Origin of the sequence: Pseudomonas sp. Marseille-P9899, assembly GCF_903166565.1 — a bacterium.
Lineage (GTDB): Bacteria > Pseudomonadota > Gammaproteobacteria > Pseudomonadales > Pseudomonadaceae > Aquipseudomonas > Aquipseudomonas huaxiensis.
In genome coordinates this window covers 465,980-487,294 of sequence record NZ_CAESCG010000002.1, presented here as the reverse complement: position 1 = coordinate 487,294, position 21,315 = coordinate 465,980, and the positions used below count along the sequence as shown (strand labels likewise).

Annotated in this window: 20 protein-coding genes and 1 tRNA gene; 6 read left to right on the top strand and 15 right to left on the bottom strand. The window is 59.8% G+C overall.

Annotated elements, in window-relative coordinates; all coding sequences use genetic code 11:
- Positions 1-13: 13 nt before the first annotated feature.
- Both HWV67_RS11495 and HWV67_RS11490 read right to left on the bottom strand, forming a co-directional pair.
- Positions 14-1,471 carry a YdgA family protein gene (locus HWV67_RS11495; RefSeq protein ID WP_175651304.1) on the bottom strand — a complete coding sequence of 486 codons (1,458 nt, stop codon included), beginning with the start codon at positions 1,469-1,471 and terminating at the stop codon, positions 14-16.
- 92 nt (positions 1,472-1,563) lie between these two features.
- The gene (locus HWV67_RS11490; RefSeq protein WP_175651303.1) at positions 1,564-3,063 is read right to left on the bottom strand and encodes a YdgA family protein; all 1,500 of its coding nucleotides are present in this window, start codon (positions 3,061-3,063) and stop codon (positions 1,564-1,566) included.
- A 302-nt stretch (positions 3,064-3,365) separates the two neighbouring features.
- Between HWV67_RS11490 and HWV67_RS11485 the strand changes: the two genes are divergently transcribed.
- Positions 3,366-4,766, top strand: coding sequence for a UDP-glucose dehydrogenase family protein (locus tag HWV67_RS11485; RefSeq protein WP_175651302.1), 1,401 nt, complete (start codon positions 3,366-3,368; stop codon positions 4,764-4,766).
- On the opposite strand, the gene HWV67_RS11480 is transcribed toward HWV67_RS11485, so the two are convergent.
- Positions 4,724-5,593: an isocitrate lyase/PEP mutase family protein gene (locus HWV67_RS11480; protein WP_095153994.1), complete on the bottom strand. Its 870-nt coding sequence runs from the start codon at positions 5,591-5,593 to the stop codon at positions 4,724-4,726. The two genes, HWV67_RS11485 and HWV67_RS11480, sit on opposite strands and share 43 nt — an antisense overlap.
- 457 nt (positions 5,594-6,050) lie before the next feature.
- Here HWV67_RS11480 and HWV67_RS11475 point away from each other — a divergent pair, with 457 nt between their 5' ends.
- From HWV67_RS11475 to HWV67_RS11455, 5 genes are all read left to right on the top strand, one after another.
- The gene (locus HWV67_RS11475; RefSeq protein ID WP_095153995.1) at positions 6,051-7,049 is read left to right on the top strand and encodes a response regulator; all 999 of its coding nucleotides are present in this window, start codon (positions 6,051-6,053) and stop codon (positions 7,047-7,049) included.
- A 3-nt stretch (positions 7,050-7,052) separates the two neighbouring features.
- Positions 7,053-8,006, top strand: coding sequence for a sensor domain-containing diguanylate cyclase (locus HWV67_RS11470; RefSeq protein WP_175651301.1), 954 nt, complete (start codon positions 7,053-7,055; stop codon positions 8,004-8,006).
- A gap of 170 nt (positions 8,007-8,176) precedes the next feature.
- Positions 8,177-8,680, top strand: coding sequence for a sigma-70 family RNA polymerase sigma factor (locus HWV67_RS11465; RefSeq protein ID WP_175651300.1), 504 nt, complete (start codon positions 8,177-8,179; stop codon positions 8,678-8,680).
- Between the two features lie 3 nt (positions 8,681-8,683).
- Positions 8,684-9,634, top strand: a complete 951-nt coding sequence (locus tag HWV67_RS11460) for a FecR domain-containing protein (protein WP_175651299.1) — start codon at positions 8,684-8,686, stop codon at positions 9,632-9,634.
- A gap of 110 nt (positions 9,635-9,744) precedes the next feature.
- Positions 9,745-12,258, top strand: a complete 2,514-nt coding sequence (locus tag HWV67_RS11455; protein WP_175651298.1) for a TonB-dependent siderophore receptor — start codon at positions 9,745-9,747, stop codon at positions 12,256-12,258.
- Positions 12,259-12,488: 230 nt separating this feature from the next.
- On the opposite strand, the gene HWV67_RS11450 is transcribed toward HWV67_RS11455, so the two are convergent.
- The 12 genes from HWV67_RS11450 to ruvA form a co-directional block, all read right to left on the bottom strand.
- Positions 12,489-12,564 (bottom strand) — tRNA-Lys (locus tag HWV67_RS11450).
- A gap of 61 nt (positions 12,565-12,625) precedes the next feature.
- Complete coding sequence (gene queC / locus HWV67_RS11445; RefSeq protein ID WP_175651297.1) at positions 12,626-13,300, bottom strand: 7-cyano-7-deazaguanine synthase QueC; 675 nt, start codon at positions 13,298-13,300, stop codon at positions 12,626-12,628.
- A gap of 14 nt (positions 13,301-13,314) precedes the next feature.
- Positions 13,315-13,962, bottom strand: a complete 648-nt coding sequence (gene queE, locus HWV67_RS11440) for a 7-carboxy-7-deazaguanine synthase QueE (protein ID WP_110968383.1) — start codon at positions 13,960-13,962, stop codon at positions 13,315-13,317.
- Between the two features lie 158 nt (positions 13,963-14,120).
- Positions 14,121-14,945: a tol-pal system protein YbgF gene (gene ybgF, locus HWV67_RS11435; protein WP_175651296.1), complete on the bottom strand. Its 825-nt coding sequence runs from the start codon at positions 14,943-14,945 to the stop codon at positions 14,121-14,123.
- A 6-nt stretch (positions 14,946-14,951) separates the two neighbouring features.
- Positions 14,952-15,449 (bottom strand): peptidoglycan-associated lipoprotein Pal, encoded by a 498-nt coding sequence (gene pal / locus HWV67_RS11430; RefSeq protein WP_042121796.1) that lies wholly within the window; start codon positions 15,447-15,449, stop codon positions 14,952-14,954.
- A gap of 52 nt (positions 15,450-15,501) precedes the next feature.
- A complete protein-coding gene (tolB, locus tag HWV67_RS11425) occupies positions 15,502-16,752 on the bottom strand; it encodes a Tol-Pal system beta propeller repeat protein TolB (RefSeq protein ID WP_225422431.1) in 1,251 nt (416 codons plus the stop codon).
- Positions 16,753-16,799: 47 nt separating this feature from the next.
- Complete coding sequence (tolA, locus tag HWV67_RS11420; protein WP_095154004.1) at positions 16,800-17,891, bottom strand: cell envelope integrity protein TolA; 1,092 nt, start codon at positions 17,889-17,891, stop codon at positions 16,800-16,802.
- Complete coding sequence (gene tolR, locus HWV67_RS11415) at positions 17,888-18,340, bottom strand: protein TolR (RefSeq protein ID WP_095154005.1); 453 nt, start codon at positions 18,338-18,340, stop codon at positions 17,888-17,890. The genes tolA and tolR overlap by 4 nt, the downstream gene beginning before the upstream one ends.
- Positions 18,341-18,354: 14 nt before the next feature.
- The gene (gene tolQ, locus HWV67_RS11410; RefSeq protein ID WP_095154006.1) at positions 18,355-19,050 is read right to left on the bottom strand and encodes a protein TolQ; all 696 of its coding nucleotides are present in this window, start codon (positions 19,048-19,050) and stop codon (positions 18,355-18,357) included.
- A 2-nt stretch (positions 19,051-19,052) separates the two neighbouring features.
- Positions 19,053-19,508: a tol-pal system-associated acyl-CoA thioesterase gene (gene ybgC, locus HWV67_RS11405; RefSeq protein ID WP_110968380.1), complete on the bottom strand. Its 456-nt coding sequence runs from the start codon at positions 19,506-19,508 to the stop codon at positions 19,053-19,055.
- Positions 19,509-19,633: 125 nt separating this feature from the next.
- A complete protein-coding gene (gene ruvB, locus HWV67_RS11400; protein ID WP_175651294.1) occupies positions 19,634-20,689 on the bottom strand; it encodes a Holliday junction branch migration DNA helicase RuvB in 1,056 nt (351 codons plus the stop codon).
- Positions 20,690-21,298 (bottom strand): Holliday junction branch migration protein RuvA, encoded by a 609-nt coding sequence (ruvA, locus tag HWV67_RS11395; RefSeq protein ID WP_175651293.1) that lies wholly within the window; start codon positions 21,296-21,298, stop codon positions 20,690-20,692.
- Positions 21,299-21,315: the final 17 nt, after the last annotated feature.

Below are 21,315 nucleotides of genomic sequence, written 5' to 3'. Positions count from 1 at the left end.
CGGAGCAAGGAGATTACTGAGCAGCACCGGTCAGCAGTGCGGCACGTCCCCGGACGAAGGCGTCGAACTGCTCAACGGTCATTTTCTGCCCGTTGAAGTCCACCAGGCCGTCGGCGTAACCCAGGTGTATCTGGATGTTGTCACCCTGCACCGTCGCCATCTGGGTTTGCAAGGCCATCATGCCGACCATCTCGCCCGCTGCCGACGCCTGCCGGATCGAGTCGGCATCCAGGCCATCCAGCGTGGCCCGCCGGGCCGCGATATCACCGATCATTGGCTTGGAGACCTTCAGATTGGCCTGGACCGACTTGATCGATTGGGCCAGCGCCTGCTCAGGCGGCAGGTCCGCCAGCGCTACACCGGCGAGGTCGACAGCGAGGTCAACGCGGCTTTCGCCACTGGCCGTCTTGAACGACAGTTCCTCCAGCGCTACCCGTGGCTGGCCGGCCAGCACGCCCTGCAATACATCCTTCAACAGCGGATCGTTCAGAAGCTGGGCACCATCGGACTGTTCCAAGGCAATGGCTTCCAGCTCCGGCATATGTTGCTCATACCAGCTCACCAGTTTGCCGATGGCCTCGGGATTCAGGCGCTGCACGCTCCAGCCCATGCGTGCTCTGCCCAGCGGCTTGTCGGCATAGCTGATGTCGGAAACCTGATACACACCCTTGAGCGCCAGACCGTCGTTCTCGATGCGGTAGGTGTCACGCAGGTCCAGGCCGAACTTCAGCGACGGCTGCCCATCGTAGACGATCGATACCTCTCCCAAATCGGCCGCATAAGAGCCGGTATAGAAGCCGTAACGGCTCTTGCTCATGTCAGCGGCGAAGGTAAGGTCCTTCAGGCCGAAGTCCAGTGTCGAACCGTCGCCCTGGGTCAGGGTCAGGTGCTCCATGGCAGCCCCGAAGCGCAGCTCATCGCCATGGGCGTCGGTGTCGACCTGCAGCGTCAGACCGGAAAACGAGAACATCACGCCCTCCTCGCCCTTCACTTCCAGCGGAGCCAGCTTGACGTTGGTGCGCACGGCACCGCCATAACTCAGGCTCATGCTGCCGCCCAACGGCAGTTGATCACCTGCGGCGGCGAACCATTTCTCGGTCTTGTCGGTTTTCTCAAGCGCATAAGTGCTCGCAGCCATAACCGGTGCCAGTTGCAACTGCTTGAGCCGCGACCACGGGAAAGGCCCGTGCTCGATGTGATCGACGAAATCCAGCGCCACCGACTCTCCGTCCGGGTCGCTGAGGGTCACCCGGTAGCGGGCGAGACTGGTGAACTTATGCGACTCCAGGGAAAGCAATTCCACCTTGCCCTGCATTTGCGTGCCCATGGCCACGGCCAGTTGGCGATTGACGTCGGCCAGCGCAGCGTTCAACTGCGCGGGCAGTTGCTGGCCGGTGTTCCACGCGATCGACGTCCAGGTCGCCGCGACCAATACAGCCAGCCCGCCGATAACTACCAGTGTTTTCTTCATGAAGTGATCCAGTTGCGTTCCTTGGAAAAGAAAACCCGGACACCAGGGTCCGGGCCTTCAAGTCGGCGAGAGTAGCATTTATGCTGCGGGATTCAGTGCAATGCGGGCAGCGATCGTCTGGCCATATCCATCCAGATCGTTCTCAAGAACGCCTCCCTTGTCATCTTCTTGCCATTGAGATCCACATCATTAGGTGGGCTAAGTTGCAGCTTCATCAGAATGCTGTCGTCCACCACTACCAGAAAAGGACTCCGCTCAGCCTCGACTGAAAGTATCTCCCACAAGGTTCGACTGCTGAACACTCCGAGCATGGCGTCCGCAGTGAACCTTCCGAGGTTGAAGGGACGCGCCCAGGCATCGATAGTCGATTTGGAAATCTCGAGATTGACATTGCCCGACTCAGGCATCTGCTCAATCAAGTCAGCGAAGGAAATACTGTCATCGTCCGGCCGACGAAATTGAACAGACATGTCCGCCCGACTCTCTCCCTCGCTCACTTTGAATGACAACTCTTCGAGTACGAATTTCGGCCTGTTCGTCAGCAGCTTGAGCATGGCTGCTTCAAGCCGATCGTCCGATTCGCTCAACAACCCTTGCGGATCGGTATCTGCTCCATTTGTCTCGGCAACATCTGCCGCGTTCATAGTGCTCCACACTCCCGAGCGCCTTCCCTGCAAAAATCCTTTGAGCGCCGCCGGGTCCAGCCCTTCGACACGCCACGCCAGCCGAGCGCTGCCAAACGGCCAACCAGCCAGCCGGATATTCGGAGCAACGACTATCTGCCGCCTCGAATACCCGCCCTCGGCAACCTGATACTCATCATGCAACGCGACCCGGCCAAACGATAGAGTCTTACCGGAAGATTGAAATCCGACATCCGTCGAACCGACTTTCAGCCAACCGGTCCGCAGCCCCTGAAGACTTGTTCCCAAGTGAGCATTCACACCTATTCCCACGAGATAGAGATATACACTGCGGATGTTCCCACTACTCTTCAGATGTATGTTGAGGCGCTCCATCTCGCCGGAAATAGCCACGGCGTCGTCATCTTGAGCCGAACTCAGGAGCAAACTTCCTCCGCTGGACGACAGCGAATAGTCCTGCTCCGTGATCTCGAACGGCGCGAACTCGACGTGGGTATTGATGGTTTCGTCGTAATTGACGCTGATACCCCCACGCAACGGAATCTCCCCCTTACTGGCGGAAAACCAGGTCGCGGAGCCTTCAGTTTCGACCAATGAGAAATTGCTTGTAGCCATCACTGGCATCAGTTGCATGCGCGTCACTCTCGACCACGGTAACGGCCCGTACTCGATACGATCAACGAACTCCAGTTGAACAGGGTCCTGCCCCACCGACTCGTAGGTCACCCGGTAACGGGCATCGGCACTGAAGGTATGAAAGGTGCTCGAAAGCAGCTCGATTTTTGCCTCCCCCTCGTGCCCCAGCGCTACCTGCAATTGCTGGTTGGCATGCTCCAGCAGCGCATCCATCCGTGTCGGCATTGATTTGCCGGTGTTCCATGTGATCCACGCACAGCCAGCAGCACTGAGCGCAACAACGCCAGCGAGTGCAACCAGTATCTTTTTCATGAAGAGGTCCAGACAGTGGAGAAAACCACCCGGACCTTGCGTACCGGGCATCAGGGGCCGGGAGGTTAGCACCGCGATCGCGGGCAAAAAGCTCAGGAATCCGCCACCGATACGCTGGAAAACTCGACGTATTTCGTAGTCTGTTTCCGAGGCCAAATCCGATGCCCGCAGCCAACGTCCTAGGATCCACGTCACAACCCCGCCAGACACTCACATAACTGTCATCGGACGCTGACATGTTCAGGCCATGCGCTGCCTGCCCGGGCAGGAGGAACAGCATCGGCCTGATAACGGAGCTTCGTATGAAACTTGCTGTGTTTGGTACCGGTTATGTTGGTTTGACCCTGGCCGCCTGCCTGGCCGAGGTTGGACACTGGGTGTGCTGCGTGGATGTCGATGCCGAACGCGTTGACGCGCTGTCCCGCGGCCATTGCCCGATCTTCGAGCCCGGCCTGCCGGCGCTGCTGCACAAAGGCCTGGCCAGTTCCCGCCTGCTGTTCAGCACCGACGCGGTACCCGCCATCGAAGCCGCCAGCGTGATCTTCATTGCTGTAGGCACCCCGCCACTGGCCGATGGCAGCGCCGACCTGCGCCAGGTCTTCGCGGTCGCGGACGCCATCGCCCGGCACGCCCACGGCGCGAAAGTCATCGTCAACAAATCCACCTCGCCGGTCGGCACCGTCGATGCCATCAAGGCCCGCCTGATCAGTCTGCGCCCGGACAGCGCCGCGCAACTGGACGTGGTCAGCAACCCGGAGTTTCTCAAGGAAGGCTCGGCGGTCATCGACTGCATGCGCCCCGACCGGGTCATCATCGGCGGCGCCAGCACCGCGACGCTGGCCCTTTTGAAGGAACTGTTCAGCCCCTTCAGCCGCAATCACGACACTTTCATCAGCATGGACGCCCGCAGCGCCGAGCTGAGCAAGTACGCGGCCAACTGCATGCTGGCGACAAAGATTTCGTTCATGAACGAAATGGCCAACCTCGCCGAACACCTGGGCGCTGACATCGAAGCCGTGCGCCGTGGCATCGGCTCGGACCCACGCATCGGCTACGACTTCATCTATGCCGGCTGCGGCTTTGGCGGCTCGTGCTTTCCCAAGGACCTGACGGCCCTGCAGCGGATTGCCGAGCGACACGACTACCAGCCCCGCCTGTTGCAAGCGGTGGATGCCATCAATCAGCGACAGAAACATCGCCTGTTCGAAAAGATTCTCCAGCATTACAACGCAGACCTGTCCGACAAGACGTTTGCCGTGTGGGGCCTGGCGTTCAAGCCCAATACCGACGACATGCGCGAAGCCTCCAGCCAGGTACTCCTGCAGGCGCTATGGCAAGCCGGCGCGAAAGTACGCGCCTTCGACCCGCAAGCCCGGCACGAAGCACGTCGTCGCTACGGTGAGCGCAATGATCTGGAGTTGCTGGACAACAAGGAGGACGCGCTGACAGGCGCCAACGCGTTGGTGATCGTCACCGAGTGGGAGGACTTCAAAGTGCTGGACAGCGAACTGGTCAGGCAACGCCTGCTCGATCAGGTGATCTTCGACGGACGCAACCTGTTCGAACCGGCGCACATGGCCGATGCGGGCCTTGCCTACTACAGCATCGGACGCGAGGAAGTGCGACCTGGCAATCCTCGCGCCCGAGACAACGAAGCGTCTTACTCGTTGACGTCCATGAACTCACGCGCCCAGACGATGTAGTCATTTGGCTGGGTGTAGGTGTGCGTCAGCTCCGTCGCGCTCAGGTCGGAGGCGGAGCTGGTAATGCGACGCTGCTCGCGCAGGCAGTCGTAGGTCGCCTTGATCGCGGCGAAGTAGGCGCCGTGGCCGTCCACGGCAATGCGCACGCCAAGCTCGGCGAGACGCACGTCATCGTGCAGTTGCGGGTTGCCGTAGGTGACCAGCATGAGCGGAACGGTGACGTGACGGGCAATCTCTTCCAGGTGCTCGAAATCGCGGATGCCGACCATGCACACGCCGTCGGCACCGGCGTTCTGGTAGGCGACGACGCGAGCGATGACTTCCTCGGTCGGAATCGCGCCGGCATTGGTCCGGGCAATGATCGACAGCTCTTGATCGACCCGGGCCTCGAGCGCCGCGCGAACCTTGCCGACACCTTCTTCGATGCTGATCAGGTCGGTGGACTTGCGGCCGAACTGGGCCGGCAACAGGGTGTCTTCGATGGTCAGCGCGGAAACGCCAGCGCGCTCCAGCTCGATCACGGTGCGCATCACGTTCAGCGCATTACCGTAGCCATGGTCGGCATCGGCGATGAACGGCAGTTGTGCAACACGGCCGATGCGAGTGGCCTGTTCGGCGAACTCGCTGAGGGTGATCAAGGCAAAATCAGGTGCAGCCAATACCTGTAGCGACGCCACCGAGCCTCCCAGAATACCCACCTCGAAACCGAGGTCGGCGGCAATGCGCGCTGACATCGGATCGAACACCGAGGCGGTGTGGTAACAACGAGGGGAGGCAAGCAGTTTACGGAACGCACGACGCAAATCTTGATGGGACGCTTTAGGCATGATCTATCCACTATTTCGACTTCATTCTGAGACGAAACATACCACCCCTTGATGTCTCTCTGACAGCAGCGAAGGTCTTTGTCCGACAAATCGACGCAAACGTTTCACCTCCCGGGGTTAAAGGGCCGACACCGACCGGGAATCCCTGATGGACAGAACGAAGGAAGGGAGTGTGAAGAGATCGATCCGGCTGCGCTGTGGCGAAAACATCGAAGAGCCACCAGCCGGGATCGCGAGCCTTTTTTGCCGATTTCATCAATAAATCGCGAAATGTGTATGAACTGTGCATGCACATGGTGAATACGCCGGGTACGGCAAAGCCTGACGTCATGCATCAGGGAAAACCGTATGCGCACATGCTTTCTTATCAGTGATTCCCTTATCTATTAAGCGTAGGCTTTGTACGGTTATGGCATAATGAAATCATTCCACAACTCCAGATAACGAGCCGTGATTTGTGTCAGTGACGACCTTAACTGTATGTGATGACTCTACTGTTGCCCGCAAGCAGGTCCTGCGGGCGCTGCCAGCGGACTGGCCGGTGTCGATCACCCAGGCCAGCAATGGCCATCAATGCATGGACGCCATTCGCAAAGGTCTCGGCCAGGTCGTGGTTCTCGACCTGAACATGCCGGAGATGGACGGTTATCAAGTGCTTCACGCCTTGCGCGATGAAGGCTTGAAGGCCGCCGTCATCGTTATCTCCGGGGATGTGCAGCAGGAAGCGGTGCGGCGGGTCCGCGAACTGGGCGCCCTGGCGTTCCTGCAAAAGCCTTTCGACCAGGCAGAACTGCGCCAGACCCTTGGCGAGCTGGGGCTGATGAGCCTGCCGGGGCAAGCGGCGCAAAGCCACCGTCCGGCGACCAACACCAACGTCACCTTCAATGAAGTGTTTCGCGAAACCGTCAACGTCGCCATTGGCCGCGCCGCCGCGCTGATCGCCAAGGTGCTCGGGGTTTTCGTGCAACTGCCGGTGCCGAACGTCAACGTACTCGAAGTCGGCGAGTTGCACATGGCCCTGGCCGATGCCGGACGCTGCAAGCAACTCACCGCGGTCTGCCAGGGCTTTATCGGTGGCGGTATCGCCGGCGAAGCCCTGCTGATGTTCCATGATTCGGAAATCGCCGACATGGCGCGTCTGATGCAGCATCAGAACAGCGAATCATCCGACCTGGAAATGCTCCTGGATCTGTCCAGCGTCCTCATCGGCGCCTGCCTCAGCAGTATCGCCGAGCAGGTCGACGTGGTGTTCTCCCAGTGTCACCCGCAGATCCTCGGCCAGCATGCCGGTATCGAAGAACTGATCCGGGTCAACCAGCAGCGCTGGAAGAAGACCCTCGCGGTGGAGATCAGCTACGGTCTGGAGGGACACGATATCCGCTTCGACCTGTTGCTCCTGTTCACCGAAGACTCCATCGAACGACTGACCCACAAACTCGCGTACCTGATGAACTGACCCATGAACAAACCCATTGATCTGACCGAGTTCCATTGGCTGCTGGCGATCGTGCAAAGCATCGACGTCGGCGTGGTGGTGCTCGACCGCGACTACCGCGTCCAGGTCTGGAACACTTTCATGGAGAACCGCTCGGGCGTTGCTCCCAAGGACGCCCACAGCGAATCGTTCTTCACCCTCTTCCCGGAGGTCAACGTCGGCTGGTTCAGCCACAAGCTGGAAAGCGTTGCGACCCTGGGCACGCCCGCGTTCACAGTGTGGGAGCAGCGCCCTTATCTGGTGCGGTTCAAGAACTACCAGCCAATAACCGGGCAGGAAGACTTCATGTACCAGAACACCACGCTGTTCCCGCTGCGCTCCACCGACAGCAGCATCAGCCACTTCTGCCTGGTGATCTATGACGTGACCGACGTCGCCACCAACCGGCGCATGCTGCAATCGGCCAACGCGCAACTGCAGAAGCTCTCCAGCACCGACCGCCTGACTGGCCTGTACAACCGCGGCCACTGGGAAGACAGCCTGAAAGTCGCTTACGCCCGTCACCAGCGCCACGGCAACCACACCAGCCTGGTGATGTTCGACATCGACCACTTCAAGCGCATCAACGATACCTACGGCCATCAGGCGGGCGACAAGGTGATCGAACAGGTCGCCGCGATGCTGCGCGAGTATGTGCGCGATACCGATGTGGCCGGGCGCTATGGCGGCGAGGAGTTCGGCGTAGTGCTGTCGGATACCGACAAGCATGGTGCGAGCGCCTTCGCCGAGCGATTCCGCAAAGCCATCGAGGGGCTGGAAGTGCAGCACGAGGGGCAAAGCATTCGCTTCACCATCAGCCTGGGTGTCGCCGATCTCAGTCAGCCCTCGGACGGCCATGCCGACCTCATCGCCTGGGCCGACCAGGCGCTGTACGCCTCGAAGAAAAATGGCCGTAACCAGGTGTCGATTCACGAGTGACCATCGTGAGATCCAGCCTTTCGGGCACCCGGTATTCGGTCACCGGGGCCCGCCCTGAAAGTCTCCCAGCCTGTATTGCCTTCACGGCCAGCTCACTGAAGGCAACTTGCCAACACCCCGTGGCTTCAAGATAATAAGATTTATTATCAATTGTAACTTCGGGTTATCCCATGTCCGATCTGGTTCATCACGCAGCGATGCACACCCTCTACGAGGAGCATCACGGCTGGCTCAAGGGCTGGTTACGCAAGCGCATGAACTGCAGCGAGCAGGCCGCGGACCTCGCGCAAGACACGTTTTTACGTGTGCTGACCCAGCGCAGGGCCGACGTTGTTCGCGAACCACGGGCTTATCTCAGCCGCGTGGCGCGCGGCTTGATGATTGACATGTTCCGCCGCCGTTCGCTGGAACAGGCCTACCTGGAAACACTGGCAGCGATTCCCGAAGCGCTGGATATCTCCCCGGAAGAACGCCTGCTGATCATCGAGTCGCTGCTGGAAGTCGACCAGATGCTCGATGCCCTCGGCACCCGCACCCGCGACGTATTCCTGATGGCCCATCTCGACGGACTCAGCTACGTGGAAATCAGCCAGCGCCTGCAAATCTCGGTCAACACCGTGAGAAAACACGCCGTGCGCGCCCTGACCCAGTGCCTGCTGCTGATGGAGGACTGAGCCTTGGCAGCCCCGGCACTCGATATCGCCACCCTCGAAGCGGCCGCCCAATGGTACGTCGACCTGCGCACCGGCACGCCGGATGAGTCGCTGCACCGCGAGCATCAACGATGGCTGCAGAGCGACCCACGCCATCTGCTGGCCTGGGAACGGCTCGGGCGCCTGCAAGGAAAACTCGAACGGCTTGCGCCAGCGATTGGTAGCCCGATCCTCAAAGCCGCGCACGCCAAGCGCCGCGACGTATTGAAAGTGCTTTCCGTGCTGCTGGCCACCGGCGCCGCCGGCACCTTGGGCTGGAGGGTCACGCCGCTGCCCCAGTGGGCAGCGGACCAACGCACCGGGATCGGAGAGCGACGCAGTATTCATCTGGAGGACGGCAGTCAACTGCACCTCAATACCGCCACGGCGGTGAACATCCGCTACAGCCAGCAGTTGCGCGAACTCTTGCTGCTCAGCGGCGAAATCCTCGTCGAGACCGCCAAGGACAAGACCGCCCGGCCCTTGATCGTGCATACCGCCGAAGGCAGCCTGCAGGCGCTCGGCACGCGTTTTATCGTGCAGCAGGAACAGGATCAGACCCGCCTGACCGTGCTGGAGCATGCCGTCCTGGTACGCCCCGCCAATCAACCCCACACCACGCTGATCGTGCAAGCAGGTGAGCAGGTCAGCTTCAGCGCTGACGCACTGGAACCCGTGAAGCCAGCCACCGCCCAGGCCGACGCCTGGCTACACGACACGCTGGTGGTGAACGGCTGGCGGCTGGATGACTTTCTCCAGCAACTGCAACGTTATCGCCCTGGCTATCTGAGCTGCGACCCGGCGGTGGCCGGGTTGCGGGTGTCCGGCTCCTTTCATCTGCGCAACACCGACAACGTGCTGGAAAACCTGCGTCTGACCCTGCCCTTGCGGCTACGGCGCTTTACCCGCTACTGGGTGCGCCTCGAAGCAGCCTGAGCGTCGCCAGTAAAAAATTTCAAAGAGGGGTTGGTGATTCTGATTCTCGTTCGGCTTGCCAAGTAGAGGCGCACAGACGCCGCCATTGCCAACGAGCGTAAGGAAACAGCATGCCGCATCACGCACACCTCACCGAACCCGGCTTGATCAACGCCCCTTTCCCAAACCGCCCGCTACAGCGCGCAGTGCATCTGGCCCTGCTGAGCCTGGTGCTGGGCGCAAGCGTGAGCAGCACGCTGGTCGCCCCGGCAGCGGCGGCACCGCACACGGTCGAGCGCGAACTGGATTTCAATGTGCCCGCCGGCCCCCTCGATCAGGCAGTGGCGCAATTCAGCTCGATCGCCGGCATCAGCGTTTCGTTTGATGCGGAACTGGCGCGGGGCAAACAGTCTCCGGGCGTTCAGGGGCACTATTCGCGGGATGAAGCGCTGCATCGCTTGCTGCTGAGCAGCGGCGTCGATGCGGTGGCGCTGGGCAGTGGCGGATATTCGCTGGTGCAGGCACACGACAGCACGGGAGCGCTTGAACTGGGCGCAACCAACGTACTTGGCGCGGTACTGGGGTCGACCAGCGAAAACACCGGCTCCTACACCACGGGCACGATGCAGAGCGCGACCAAGCTGTCATTGTCGATTCGCGAAACACCGCAGTCGGTCACGGTCATTACCCGCCAGCGCATGGACGACCAGAACATGAGGTCGCTGGAAGACGTGCTCAAAAGCACGCCCGGCATCGCCATCACCAAAGACGGCCCACAACGCTCGACGTTCTACTCCCGCGGCTTCGCCATCGAAAACCTGATGACCGACGGCTTGCCCAACGATCTGTCCCACTACCTCAGCCGCGACATGAACTCCTCGCCGGACATGGCGATTTTCGATCGCGTGGAAGTGGTGCGCGGCGCCACCGGCATGATGCAAGGCTCCGGCAACCCGGCGGCGGCCATCAACATGGTGCGAAAGCGCCCGACTGCCACGCCGCGTATCAGCATCACCGGCAGCGCCGGTAGCTGGGACAACTATCGCAGCGAGTTCGACGCGTCCAACGCCCTGAACGACAGCGGCACCCTGCGCGGCCGAGTGGTCACCGCGTATCAGACCAAGGGCAGCTTCCAGGACTTCACCAGCGCCGAACGCTCGGTGTTCTACGCCATCACCGAAGCCGACCTGAACGACGATGCGACCTTGACCTTTGGCGCCTCCAACCAGAATGCCAATCACAACAGCGCCTGGGGCGGCTTGCCCGTCGCCGCCGACGGTAGTGACCTGCACCTGAAGCGCTCGACGTACCTGGGCAGCAAATGGGAATACTGGGATCAGGACAACACCACGGCGTTCACTCGCCTGGAGTACCGTTTCGCCAACAATTGGAAAATGCTCCTGGCCGCCAGCAAGAGCTGGTCAAAACTGGACATGCTCGGTTCCCTTCCCGAGCGCATGGGCGATAACTACGATCAGTTCGGCCAGTACATCGGCAGATACGACTATAAAGACCGGCAAAGCAGCTATGACGGCTACGTCACCGGCCCCTTCTCGCTGTTTGGCCGCACCCATGAACTGGTCGTGGGCGCCAGCAAGAGGGACCTGACGTTCAACGGCAAGGGGCTGCCCATCGACGTGGAGACCAATACTGATCTCTACAACCCCACCGGCATCCCCAAACCCGACGTGAGCGCCAATCCCTGGACGCAGCATCGCACCACGCAACAGGAAGGCACCTACGTCACTACTCGCCTGAACATCACGGATGACCTGAAAGTCATCCTTGGTGGGCGCCTGGACTGGTACGAGCATGATGTGGATACCCGGTGGAACGGAAAATCATCAGCCAGCAGCCTGCCAAACAAAGTGACGCGCAACCTCACGCGCTACGCCGGTGCGGTTTATGACCTCGACCAGCATCACTCGGTCTATGTCAGCTACACCGATATTTTCCGCCCGCAGACCGAGCTGGATACCCAGAACAACGCGCTGATGCCGATAAAGGGCAAAAACTACGAGCTCGGTATCAAGGGCGAGTACTTTGATGGAAACCTGAATGCCAGCGCAGCGATCTTCCGTATCGATCAGGAGAACCGCGCCAAATTACTCAACCCCATCCAGTGCACGCCGATCGGCGGCACCTGCTATGACGCGGCGGGTGAAGTACGAAGCGAAGGGATCGAGCTGGAAATCAACGGCACCCTGGCGCCTGGCTGGGAACTGGGGGCGGGTTACACCTACTCCGCCGCCAAATATACAAAGGACGCCAACGAAGACAACGTGGGGCGCTTGTTCGCCACCAACATCCCCCGACACATATTCAAGGCGTTCACTACCTATCAGCTACCTGGCGATCTGAGCCGCTGGAGTATCGGTGGCGGCCTGTATCGGCAGAACACCGTCTACAACAAAGGCACCAATGATTACCTGACCACGTTCGACTACCGTATCGAACAAAAGGCCTACACCGTGGTAGACCTGATGACCAGCTATCAGGCTTCGGAGACCGTTCACGTGCGACTGAACCTGAACAACGTCTTCGACAAGACCTACTACCAGGACATCAGCTCCAACACTGACTTCGGTAACAGCCTGTACGGCGAACCCCGCAACGCCATGCTAACGATCAACTGGACGCTCTAAAACTGACCGACCGGCACGGTAAACAGCGGGACAGTGGTGATATATGTCCACTGTTTACCGTGCCAGTTCTTCGCACTCGCGAGACGCACTAAAAACGCGAACGACAGAAACGAAAAAGCCCGCGATCCTTATCGGAACGCGGGCTTCTTCAGGTGTTTCACCGTCGGTTGTGTCTACCATCATTCAGCAACTATCTGCCAACTTCCGGTTTTAACACTGCCAACTTTATATGGTGGGTCGTGTAGGATTCGAACCTACGACCAATTGGTTAAAAGCCAACTGCTCTACCAACTGAGCTAACGACCCGTTGGATGGCGCGTATAATACTGATTTCTAACAGGAAATCAACACCCCATCGCAAAATAATTCAAAAATAGCGAGTCGGGTCCTGTACGCCGGCCGCAGCAAAGCCATCCGCACGCAGGCGGCAGCTATCGCATTTGCCACACGCACGACCTTCATCATCCGCCTGATAGCAGGAAACAGTGAGGCTGTAGTCGACGCCACGGGCCATGCCCGCCTGGACGATCTGCGCCTTGCTCAGGTTCTGCAACGGCGCCTGGATCCGGAACCCATTGCCTTCTACCCCGGCCTTGGTCGCGAGGTTGGCCATGCGCTCGAACGCCTCGACGAACTCCGGACGGCAATCCGGGTAGCCGGAGTAGTCCACGGCATTGACACCAATGAAGATGTCGCTCGCATTCAGCACTTCGGCCCAGCCCAACGCCAGCGACAGGAACACCGTGTTGCGCGCCGGCACGTAGGTCACCGGAATGCCCTCGCTTGGGGTCTCGGGGACATCGATGCTGCTGTCGGTCAGGGCCGAGCCACCAATCCCGTTGAGGTTCAGGCCAATGACCTTGTGCTCGACCGCACCCAGGTCCCGCGCCACCCGGGCTGCCGCATCCAGCTCGGCGCGATGGCGCTGGCCGTAATCGAAGCTCATGGTGTAGCAGTCATAGCCTTCGGCCTTGGCCATGGCGACCACGGTGGCCGAATCCAGGCCACCCGACAATAAAATTACCGCGCGTTTCTCACTCATTGCAAAAGCTCCTGTCAGCGTCCCGGCTCGTCGTTCCAGAGCAGTTTGTGCAACTGCATCTGCAGACGAACCGGCAAATTGTCGGCCACGATCCAGTCAGCCAGATCGGTTGCGCTCAATTGATGATGGCTAGGCGAAAACAGAACTTCGCCGACACGTTTGTCGAGACCGTACTGGATCAGCTTCGATACCGCCCAGTCATAGTCCTCGCGCGAACAGAGGACGAATTTGACCTGATCGTTCGGGGTCAGCAGCTCGATATTCTCGTAGCGGTTGCGGTGGACTTCCGCAGAGCCTGGGGTTTTCAGGTCCACGACGCGGCTGACGCGCAGGTCGACGGGCGCAATGTCCATCGAGCCGCTGGTTTCCACGGAAACCTCGTACCCGGCGTCACAGAGCCTTTTCAGCAACGGGATGGCATTGGGCTGGGCCAGCGGCTCGCCGCCCGTCACGCAAATGTAGCGCGGCCGGAAGCTGGCAACCTGTTCGAGGATCGAGTCGAGCGTGCGTACGGTGCCGCCGCTGAAGGCATAGGCGCTGTCGCAATATTGGCAGCGCAAGGGGCAGCCGGTGAGGCGCACAAATACCGTGGGCAAGCCAGCGGTGCGCGTTTCACCCTGCAAAGAGTAAAAAACTTCGGTGATGCGTAATGTGTCTTGCATAGTCGCCACGGGCGTAACAGCTAAACAGGCTGTCCGCCTCCGTCAGGCACCGCTGCGAACCCGGCATAGCGTTATCCGCAGCAGCGTGTTTCATAAAAGGGCGCAAATTCTAACGAAAAAACCCGCGACAAGCGCGGGTTTCTTTTAAAACGTGCGGATCAGAGCTTCTGCAGGTCGCGCTGAGCCAACTGTGCAGCCGAGGTGCCCGGATATTGGGTCACCACCTGCTGAAGAATACCTTTGACCCGGTCGGTATGACCCAGGCGACGCTCAACATCGGCCAGCTTGTATAGCGAATCAGGCACCTTGTTGTGCTTCGGGTACAACTGGCTGACTTTGGCGAATGCCTGGCCGGCGCCTTGCAGGTCACCTTTGGCCAGGTTCACTTCACCCAACCAGTACTGGGCGTTGCCCGCGTACTGGCTGTTGGGGTACTTGCGCAGGAAGGCATTGAACGCCTGGCTGGCCTTGTCGAAATCCTTGGCCTTGATCAGATCGAAGGCAGCGTCGTAATAGAGCTTTTCCTTCGCTGGATCGCCAGGTTCGCTGCTCGCGGCGGGCGGGTTGGCGGCCGGTGCAGTATTGCCGGCGGCCGGCGCAGAAGCACCACCGTCAGCGGAATTCTCGGGAGTCGCGGTCGGTGCCGGGGCAGCGCCGCTGGAGATACGTCGATCCAGGTCCTGGTAACGCTCCAGGCCTTCCTGTTTCAGACGTGCAACTTCGTTTTGCAGAATCTCGATAGTGTTCTGTTGACGCTCTATCTGTTCCTGCATTTGTTGCAACTGCATGAAAAGCTGGCCCTGTGCAGAGGCAGGGGCCGAAACCCCTCCCCCGGCATAGGCGCCGTTCGTACCGTAACCCGCAGGCGGATAACTGCTTGCGCCGTTATAGCCAGCGTTGTCATCAACAACAGGAACCTCAGCCGCTGCCATGAGAGGCAGCGTGAGAGCCAGGACGGTTACAGCACGACGGCACGCTCGCATATCGAATTACTTACGCAGTTCGACGCGACGGTTCTGAGCCCAGGACTGCTCGTCGTTGCCGGTGGCAACTGGACGCTCTTCGCCGTAGGAAACCAGTTCCAGCTGAGCTGGGGAAACGCCTTGCAGCACCAGGTAGCGCTGAACGGCCTTGGCACGACGCTCGCCCAGAGCCATGTTGTATTCGCGAGTACCACGCTCGTCGGTGTTACCTTCCAGAACGACGCGAGCGCCGTTGCCTTTCAGGTCCTTGGCATGAACGTCCAGAGCGCGCATGGCTTCTGGCTTCAGGTCCGAGCTGTCGTATTCGAAGTAGAAGGTGGTGATTGCGCGCAGAGCAGCTTCTTCGCTCAGGCTGCCGTCAACGGCACCAGTGTTAGCGCCGTAACCAGCGTTTGGATCAACAGCGCCTTCGCCAGCGTTGTCGCCGCCTTTCGAGGAGCAACCTACAGCTACGGCCATGGCCAGAGCCAGCGCAGCAAACTTACCAAACTTCAGCATTTCCATCGTGAAACTCCTAATGAACCCCAGTGTGTTAAGTAAAACGTGTAGCGCCGCATCAGTTCAGGTAAGGGGACCAGGACGGTTCTCTGACTTCGCCTTGAGCGGTAGGAAGCGGGAGCCTCACGCGTCCGTTGAGAGAGACGAGCATCAAGACTCCCCGGCCCTGCTGGCGGGTGGCGTAGATTAGCATGGTGCCGTTGGGCGCAACAGTGGGTGACTCATCAAGACTGGTCTCTGTGAGAATTTTTACACTGCCACGCTGCAAATCCTGCGCCGCCACTTTGAAGTTGGTGAAACCATCCTGACGATGAATCATGACCAGGGTCTTTTCATCGGCGGAAAGTTTCGGGTTGGCGTTGTAGTTGCCCACGAACGTCACACGCTCGGCACTGCCGCTGCCAATAGTGGTTTTGTAGATCTGTGGCTTGCCGCCACGGTCCGACGTGAAGTACAGCGTCGAGCCATCCTTGCCGAAGAACGGCTCGGTATCGATGGCCGGGCTGTTGGTGACGCGGGTCATCTGACGCGAACCCATGTCCATCACGTAGATCTCCGGGTTGCCGTCGCGCGACAGCACGAAGGCCAGGCGGTTGCCATCCGGCGACCAGGCTGGCGCGCCGTTGAGACCTTCGAAGTTGGTGATCTGCTCACGACGACCCGTATCGATGTGCTGGACGAAGATACGCGGGCGACGCTGCTCGAAGGACACATACGCGATGCGCTTGCCATCCGGTGCAAAACGCGGCGACAGGATCGGCTCGCGCGATTGCAGCAAGGTCACGGCGCGCGCGCCGTCATAGTCAGATCGTTGCAAAGTGTAACGAGTGCTGTTGGTGGAGAAACGCTCGGCCGTCACATAGAGCATGCGGGTGGAGAATGCGCCCTTGATGCCGGTGAGTTTTTCGAACGACTGGTCGGCGATGTAGTGGGACATATCGCGCAGTTGGTCGACGCTGCCGGAAACGCTGCCGGTCAGCACCTGTTGCTCGGTGGCAACGTTGAACAGCGCATATTGCACCTGCAGGCGACCGCCCGATGGCACGATGCTGCCGACCATCACGTACTGGGCACCCAGCGCTTTCCAGTCACGGAAGATCACTTCGCTGGCCTGGCTCGGCTGGCTGATCATGTTCTGGCGCGGGATCGGCGAGTAATAACCTGAGTTGCGCAGGTCGTTACTGATGATGTCAGCCATGTCCTCAGGCAACACGCTACCGCCCTGCAGACCGAAAGGCACCACGGCAATCGGCGTGGCTCGATCGCTGCCACTGGTTACCAGGATGTTCTTTTCTTCTGCATTGGCCATCCCTGCTGCGCAGCAGAGAACGACCAGCAGTCCTCTAAGAAGGTTAATCACAAGGCTAGGTCCTCAGGTGTGAATGTCATCTTGAATGAACGATAAGGATTGAATTCGCTCGGTTTCAAACCCTGCATCTCGGTCAAACGACCAATGTTCTTGACTGCCGCAACCGCGGAAGCGTCGAACGGCCCATCGCCGCTGGAGCGGGCAACGGTGACCGTCGTAACGGTGCCATCAGGCAACATGCCAATCTGCAGGACTACCGTCATGTTCTTGCGCGCCGACGGGGGTCGAGCCCAGCCTTCAGCTGCACGGGCGCGAATCAGGTCGTCGAAGTCACCGGCCACCTGGTCACCCTGCTCGTCCGCCAGAGCCTGCTGACGCTCGGTAGTGTCGGACAACAGCTCGGCCAGTGCCTGTGCTTTCTTGTCTTCCGCCGCCTTGCGCGCTGCTTCTGTAGCCTTTTTCTTGGCTGCATCGGCGGCTGCTTTCTTCTTGGCGTCCTCCGCTGCTTTTTTCTTCGCTTCTTCAGCGACAGCGGCTTTCTTCTTCGCGTCCTCGGCAGCCTTCTTCTTGGCATCCTCGGCCGCTTGTTTCTTGGCTTCTTCTGCCGCCGCCTTCTTGGCCTCTTCTTCAGCCTTTTTCTTGGCTTCGTCTTCGGCTTTCTTCTTGGCGATATCAGCCAGTTGCTTCTCTTCAGCCTTTTTCGCTTCTTCGGCCTTTTTCGCAGACTCGGCTTTCTTCGCCTCGTCAGCCTTCTTGGCCTCATCGGCTTTCTTGGCTTCTGCGGCCTCGCGCGCCTCTTCGGCTTTTTGAGCAGCCTCTTCTTTCTTTTGTTCCGCAGCTTTCACAGCTTCCTGCTTCAGTTGCTCGACCTTCTTCTGCTCCATCTGCTCTTCTTCGGTCTGGCGCGAAGCCGTTTTCTTCGCCTCCCCGGCAATCTTCTGATTGGTCTGGGTGGTGGCCTGACTCTTGGATTTCAGCTGGTACAGGGTTGCCTGAACGATAGGCTTGGACGGCGGCAACTCAGGCGTGAACGCAAAACTGACGAACAGCATGCCGAACACCAGAACGTGCAGCGCGACGGCCCAGACGCTGGGCCAGAAGTAACTTTCCGAGGCGGATGGCTCTCGCTGTTGCATCAGGGCGCCTCGGTAATCAGGCCAACGTTACCGACACCGGCCTTCTGCAACCCGCCCATGGCGCCCATGACCGCGCCGTAGTCGACGGACTTGTCGCCACGGATGAAGACCTGGGTCTGTTTGCCCTGATCGCGCCCGGCAGCGATGATCTTGGTCACCGCGTCGGTCATTTGCGGCAAGGTCATGGCCTTGTCCATTTGCTTTTCGGTGTCGACTTCGCTGCCAAGGTTCCAGAAGTAGGTCTTGTCAGCCTTGATCGAAATGGTCAGAACCTGAACGTTGTTGTCCTGCGGCAAGGCTTCGCTGGAAACCTTGGGCAGGTCGACCTTCACGCCCTGGTTAAGCATCGGTGCGGTCACCATGAAGATGACCAGCAGTACCAACATCACATCGATGTAGGGCACCACGTTCATCTCGGCGACCGGCTTGCGTTTTTGACGAACTCGAGCCATGGGGTTTTACCTGATCACTCTTCGCTGGTGTGCACTTTACGGTGCAGGATGGCCTGGAACTCGTCGGCGAACGTGTAGTAGCGGCCGATCAGCACTTCACTGCGAGCAGCGAAACGGTTGTAGGCGATAACCGCGGGAATTGCCGCGAACAGGCCGATGGCGGTGGCGATCAGCGCTTCAGCGATACCCGGTGCAACCGTGGCCAGGGTGGCCTGTTGCGCGGTAGCCAGACCGCGGAAGGAGTTCATGATCCCCCAGACGGTACCGAACAGTCCGATGTAGGGGCTGGTCGAACCGACGGTCGCAAGGAATGGCAGGCTCTGCTCGAGCTTCTCTTCCTCACGGGAGATCGCTACGCGCATGGCACGACCGACACCTTCCATTACCGCATCAGGGTCGACACCTGGCTGCTGACGCAGACGGGAAAACTCCTTGAAGCCGGCACGGAACACCTGCTCGACGCCCGAATCCGGGTCAGGGTTGCTACCCGCTTGACGATACAGTTTGGACAGGTCGATACCCGACCAGAAGCGCTCTTCGAAGCTTTCCAGGGCACGACGACCGGCGCGCAGCATGGTGCTGCGCTGAAAAATCATGATCCATGAAGTCACCGATGCGGCAACCAGTACCAGCATGACCAGCTGCACCACAATGCTGGCATTGCTGACCAGGCTCCACATGGAGGTATGGTCGACGACGTTAGCTTCCACGCTTAATCTCCTGCATTTGAATGTATACCCGGGGCACCCGCCTCGATGAAAGCTGCGCGCAGCTCGGAGGGAATGGCTCGGGGTTTGAAAGTATCGGCGCGCACACAGGCCACCAGGAACTGCCCTTCGCAGAGCAGCGTTGCGTCACTTTCGCGCCAGACCTGCTGCACGAAGCGCAGGCTGGCACGATTCAATTCAAGCACTTGCGCGGTGACCCGCAACTCGTCGTCCAGACGGGCCGGCGCGTGATAGCGAGCCTCGGCGGAATGGACCACGAACAGCGTGTTCTGCTGCGCCAGCGACGACTGGGCAAAACCCAGATCGCGCAGCCGTTCGGTGCGGGCCCGTTCCATGAATTTCAGATAATTGACGTAATACACCACGCCACCCGCATCGGTGTCTTCGTAATAGACGCGATAACGATGTGCGAACGGCTCAACCCCATTTTGCGCGCGCATACTCTAGTGCTAACTCCTCAGCTTGCCAATCCGCCCCACCAACTGTTTTTGACGGATTATGTCGTATTGCCAGCGCGCCCGGACCCTGTCCGCGGATAGGACCACAAAAGCAGCCGATAAATCTGTCATTCATCGCTCGGTTCAGAAAAATCAGTGCTACCGGATGATTCTGTCATTCGCGTAGGAATATTCAGCCCAAAGTGCAGGTATGCATGTCGGGTAACCACCCTGCCCCGAGGCGTGCGCATGATGTAGCCCTGCTGGATCAGATAAGGCTCAAGCACGTCCTCGATGGTGTGTCGCTCCTCGCTGATCGCGGCCGCCAGGCTGTCCACACCGACCGGACCACCGTCGAACTTCTCGATCATGGTCAGTAGCAGACGCCGGTCCTGATGATCGAAGCCACGTTCGTCGACATCCAGCAGGTTCAACGCCATGTCCGCGATCGGCTTGGTGATATCGCCCTTGCCACGCACCTCGGCATAGTCACGCACCCGGCGTAACAAGCGGTTGGCGATACGCGGCGTGCCACGAGCCCGCCGCGCGATTTCGAAAGCACCTTCGTCTTCGATCTCCAGGCCGAGAATTCCGCCCGAGCGACTGACGATGGTTGCCAGATCCGCGTTGTTGTAGAACTCCAGACGCTGGACGATACCGAAGCGGTCACGTAGCGGGTTGGTCAGCATGCCGGCCCGGGTGGTAGCGCCAACCAGGGTGAACGGCGGCAGGTCCAGCTTGATCGACCGCGCCGCCGGTCCTTCGCCGATCATGATGTCCAGCTGGAAGTCTTCCATCGCCGGGTACAGGACTTCTTCGACGATCGGCGATAACCGGTGGATCTCGTCGATAAACAACACATCATGGGGTTCAAGGTTGGTGAGCAACGCCGCCAGATCGCCGGGGCGCTCAAGAATGGGGCCGGAAGTACTTTTGATCGAGACGCCCATTTCCTGGGCAATGATGTTGGCAAGCGTGGTCTTGCCCAGCCCCGGAGGACCGAAGATCAGGGTGTGATCCAGGGACTCGTTACGGCCACGGGCGGCCTGGATGAACAGGGCCATCTGCTCGCGAACCACCGGCTGACCAATGTACTCGGCCAGCCGCAGCGGACGAATCGCCCGGTCCTGGACCTCTTCGCGGTCGCGGCCGGTAGCAGTTATCAAACGGTCGGCTTCGATCACTTAAATCATCCCCTTGAGACTGCGCCGGATCAGTTCTTCGCTGCTCAGGCCCTTGGTATCCACAGCCGCCACTGCACGGCTGGCCTCTTGAGGTTTATAGCCCAAGGAAATCAGGGCGCTGACCGCGTCGGCCTCGGCGGTGGACGCCACGGGAACAGGCGCAGGCCCATTCGGCACCAGCTGGAACATGCTCGGCACGGTTTCCCAGGCCTTGAAGCGGTCCTTGAGTTCGACCAGCAGACGCTCGGCGGTCTTCTTGCCAACCCCTGGCACCTTGACCAGCGCCGAAGTGTCCTGAGCCTGAACGCATCGAATCAGATCGTCCACTTCCAGACCCGACATCAAGGCCAGCGCCAGCTTGGGCCCTACACCATTGAGACGGATCAGCTCACGGAACAGCTCGCGCTCACGCTTTTCATGGAAGCCATACAGCAGGTGGGCATCCTCGCGCACTATCAGATGGGTGTGCAAGGTCACCGTTTCGCCGACCTTGGGCAGCCGGTAGAGCGTTGTCATCGGCACTTCCAGCTCATAGCCAAGGCCGTTGATGTCGATAATCAGGTGCGGCGGCTGCTTTTCAGCGAGGGTGCCGCGTAAACGTCCAATCACGTTCAGGTCCTTTCTCA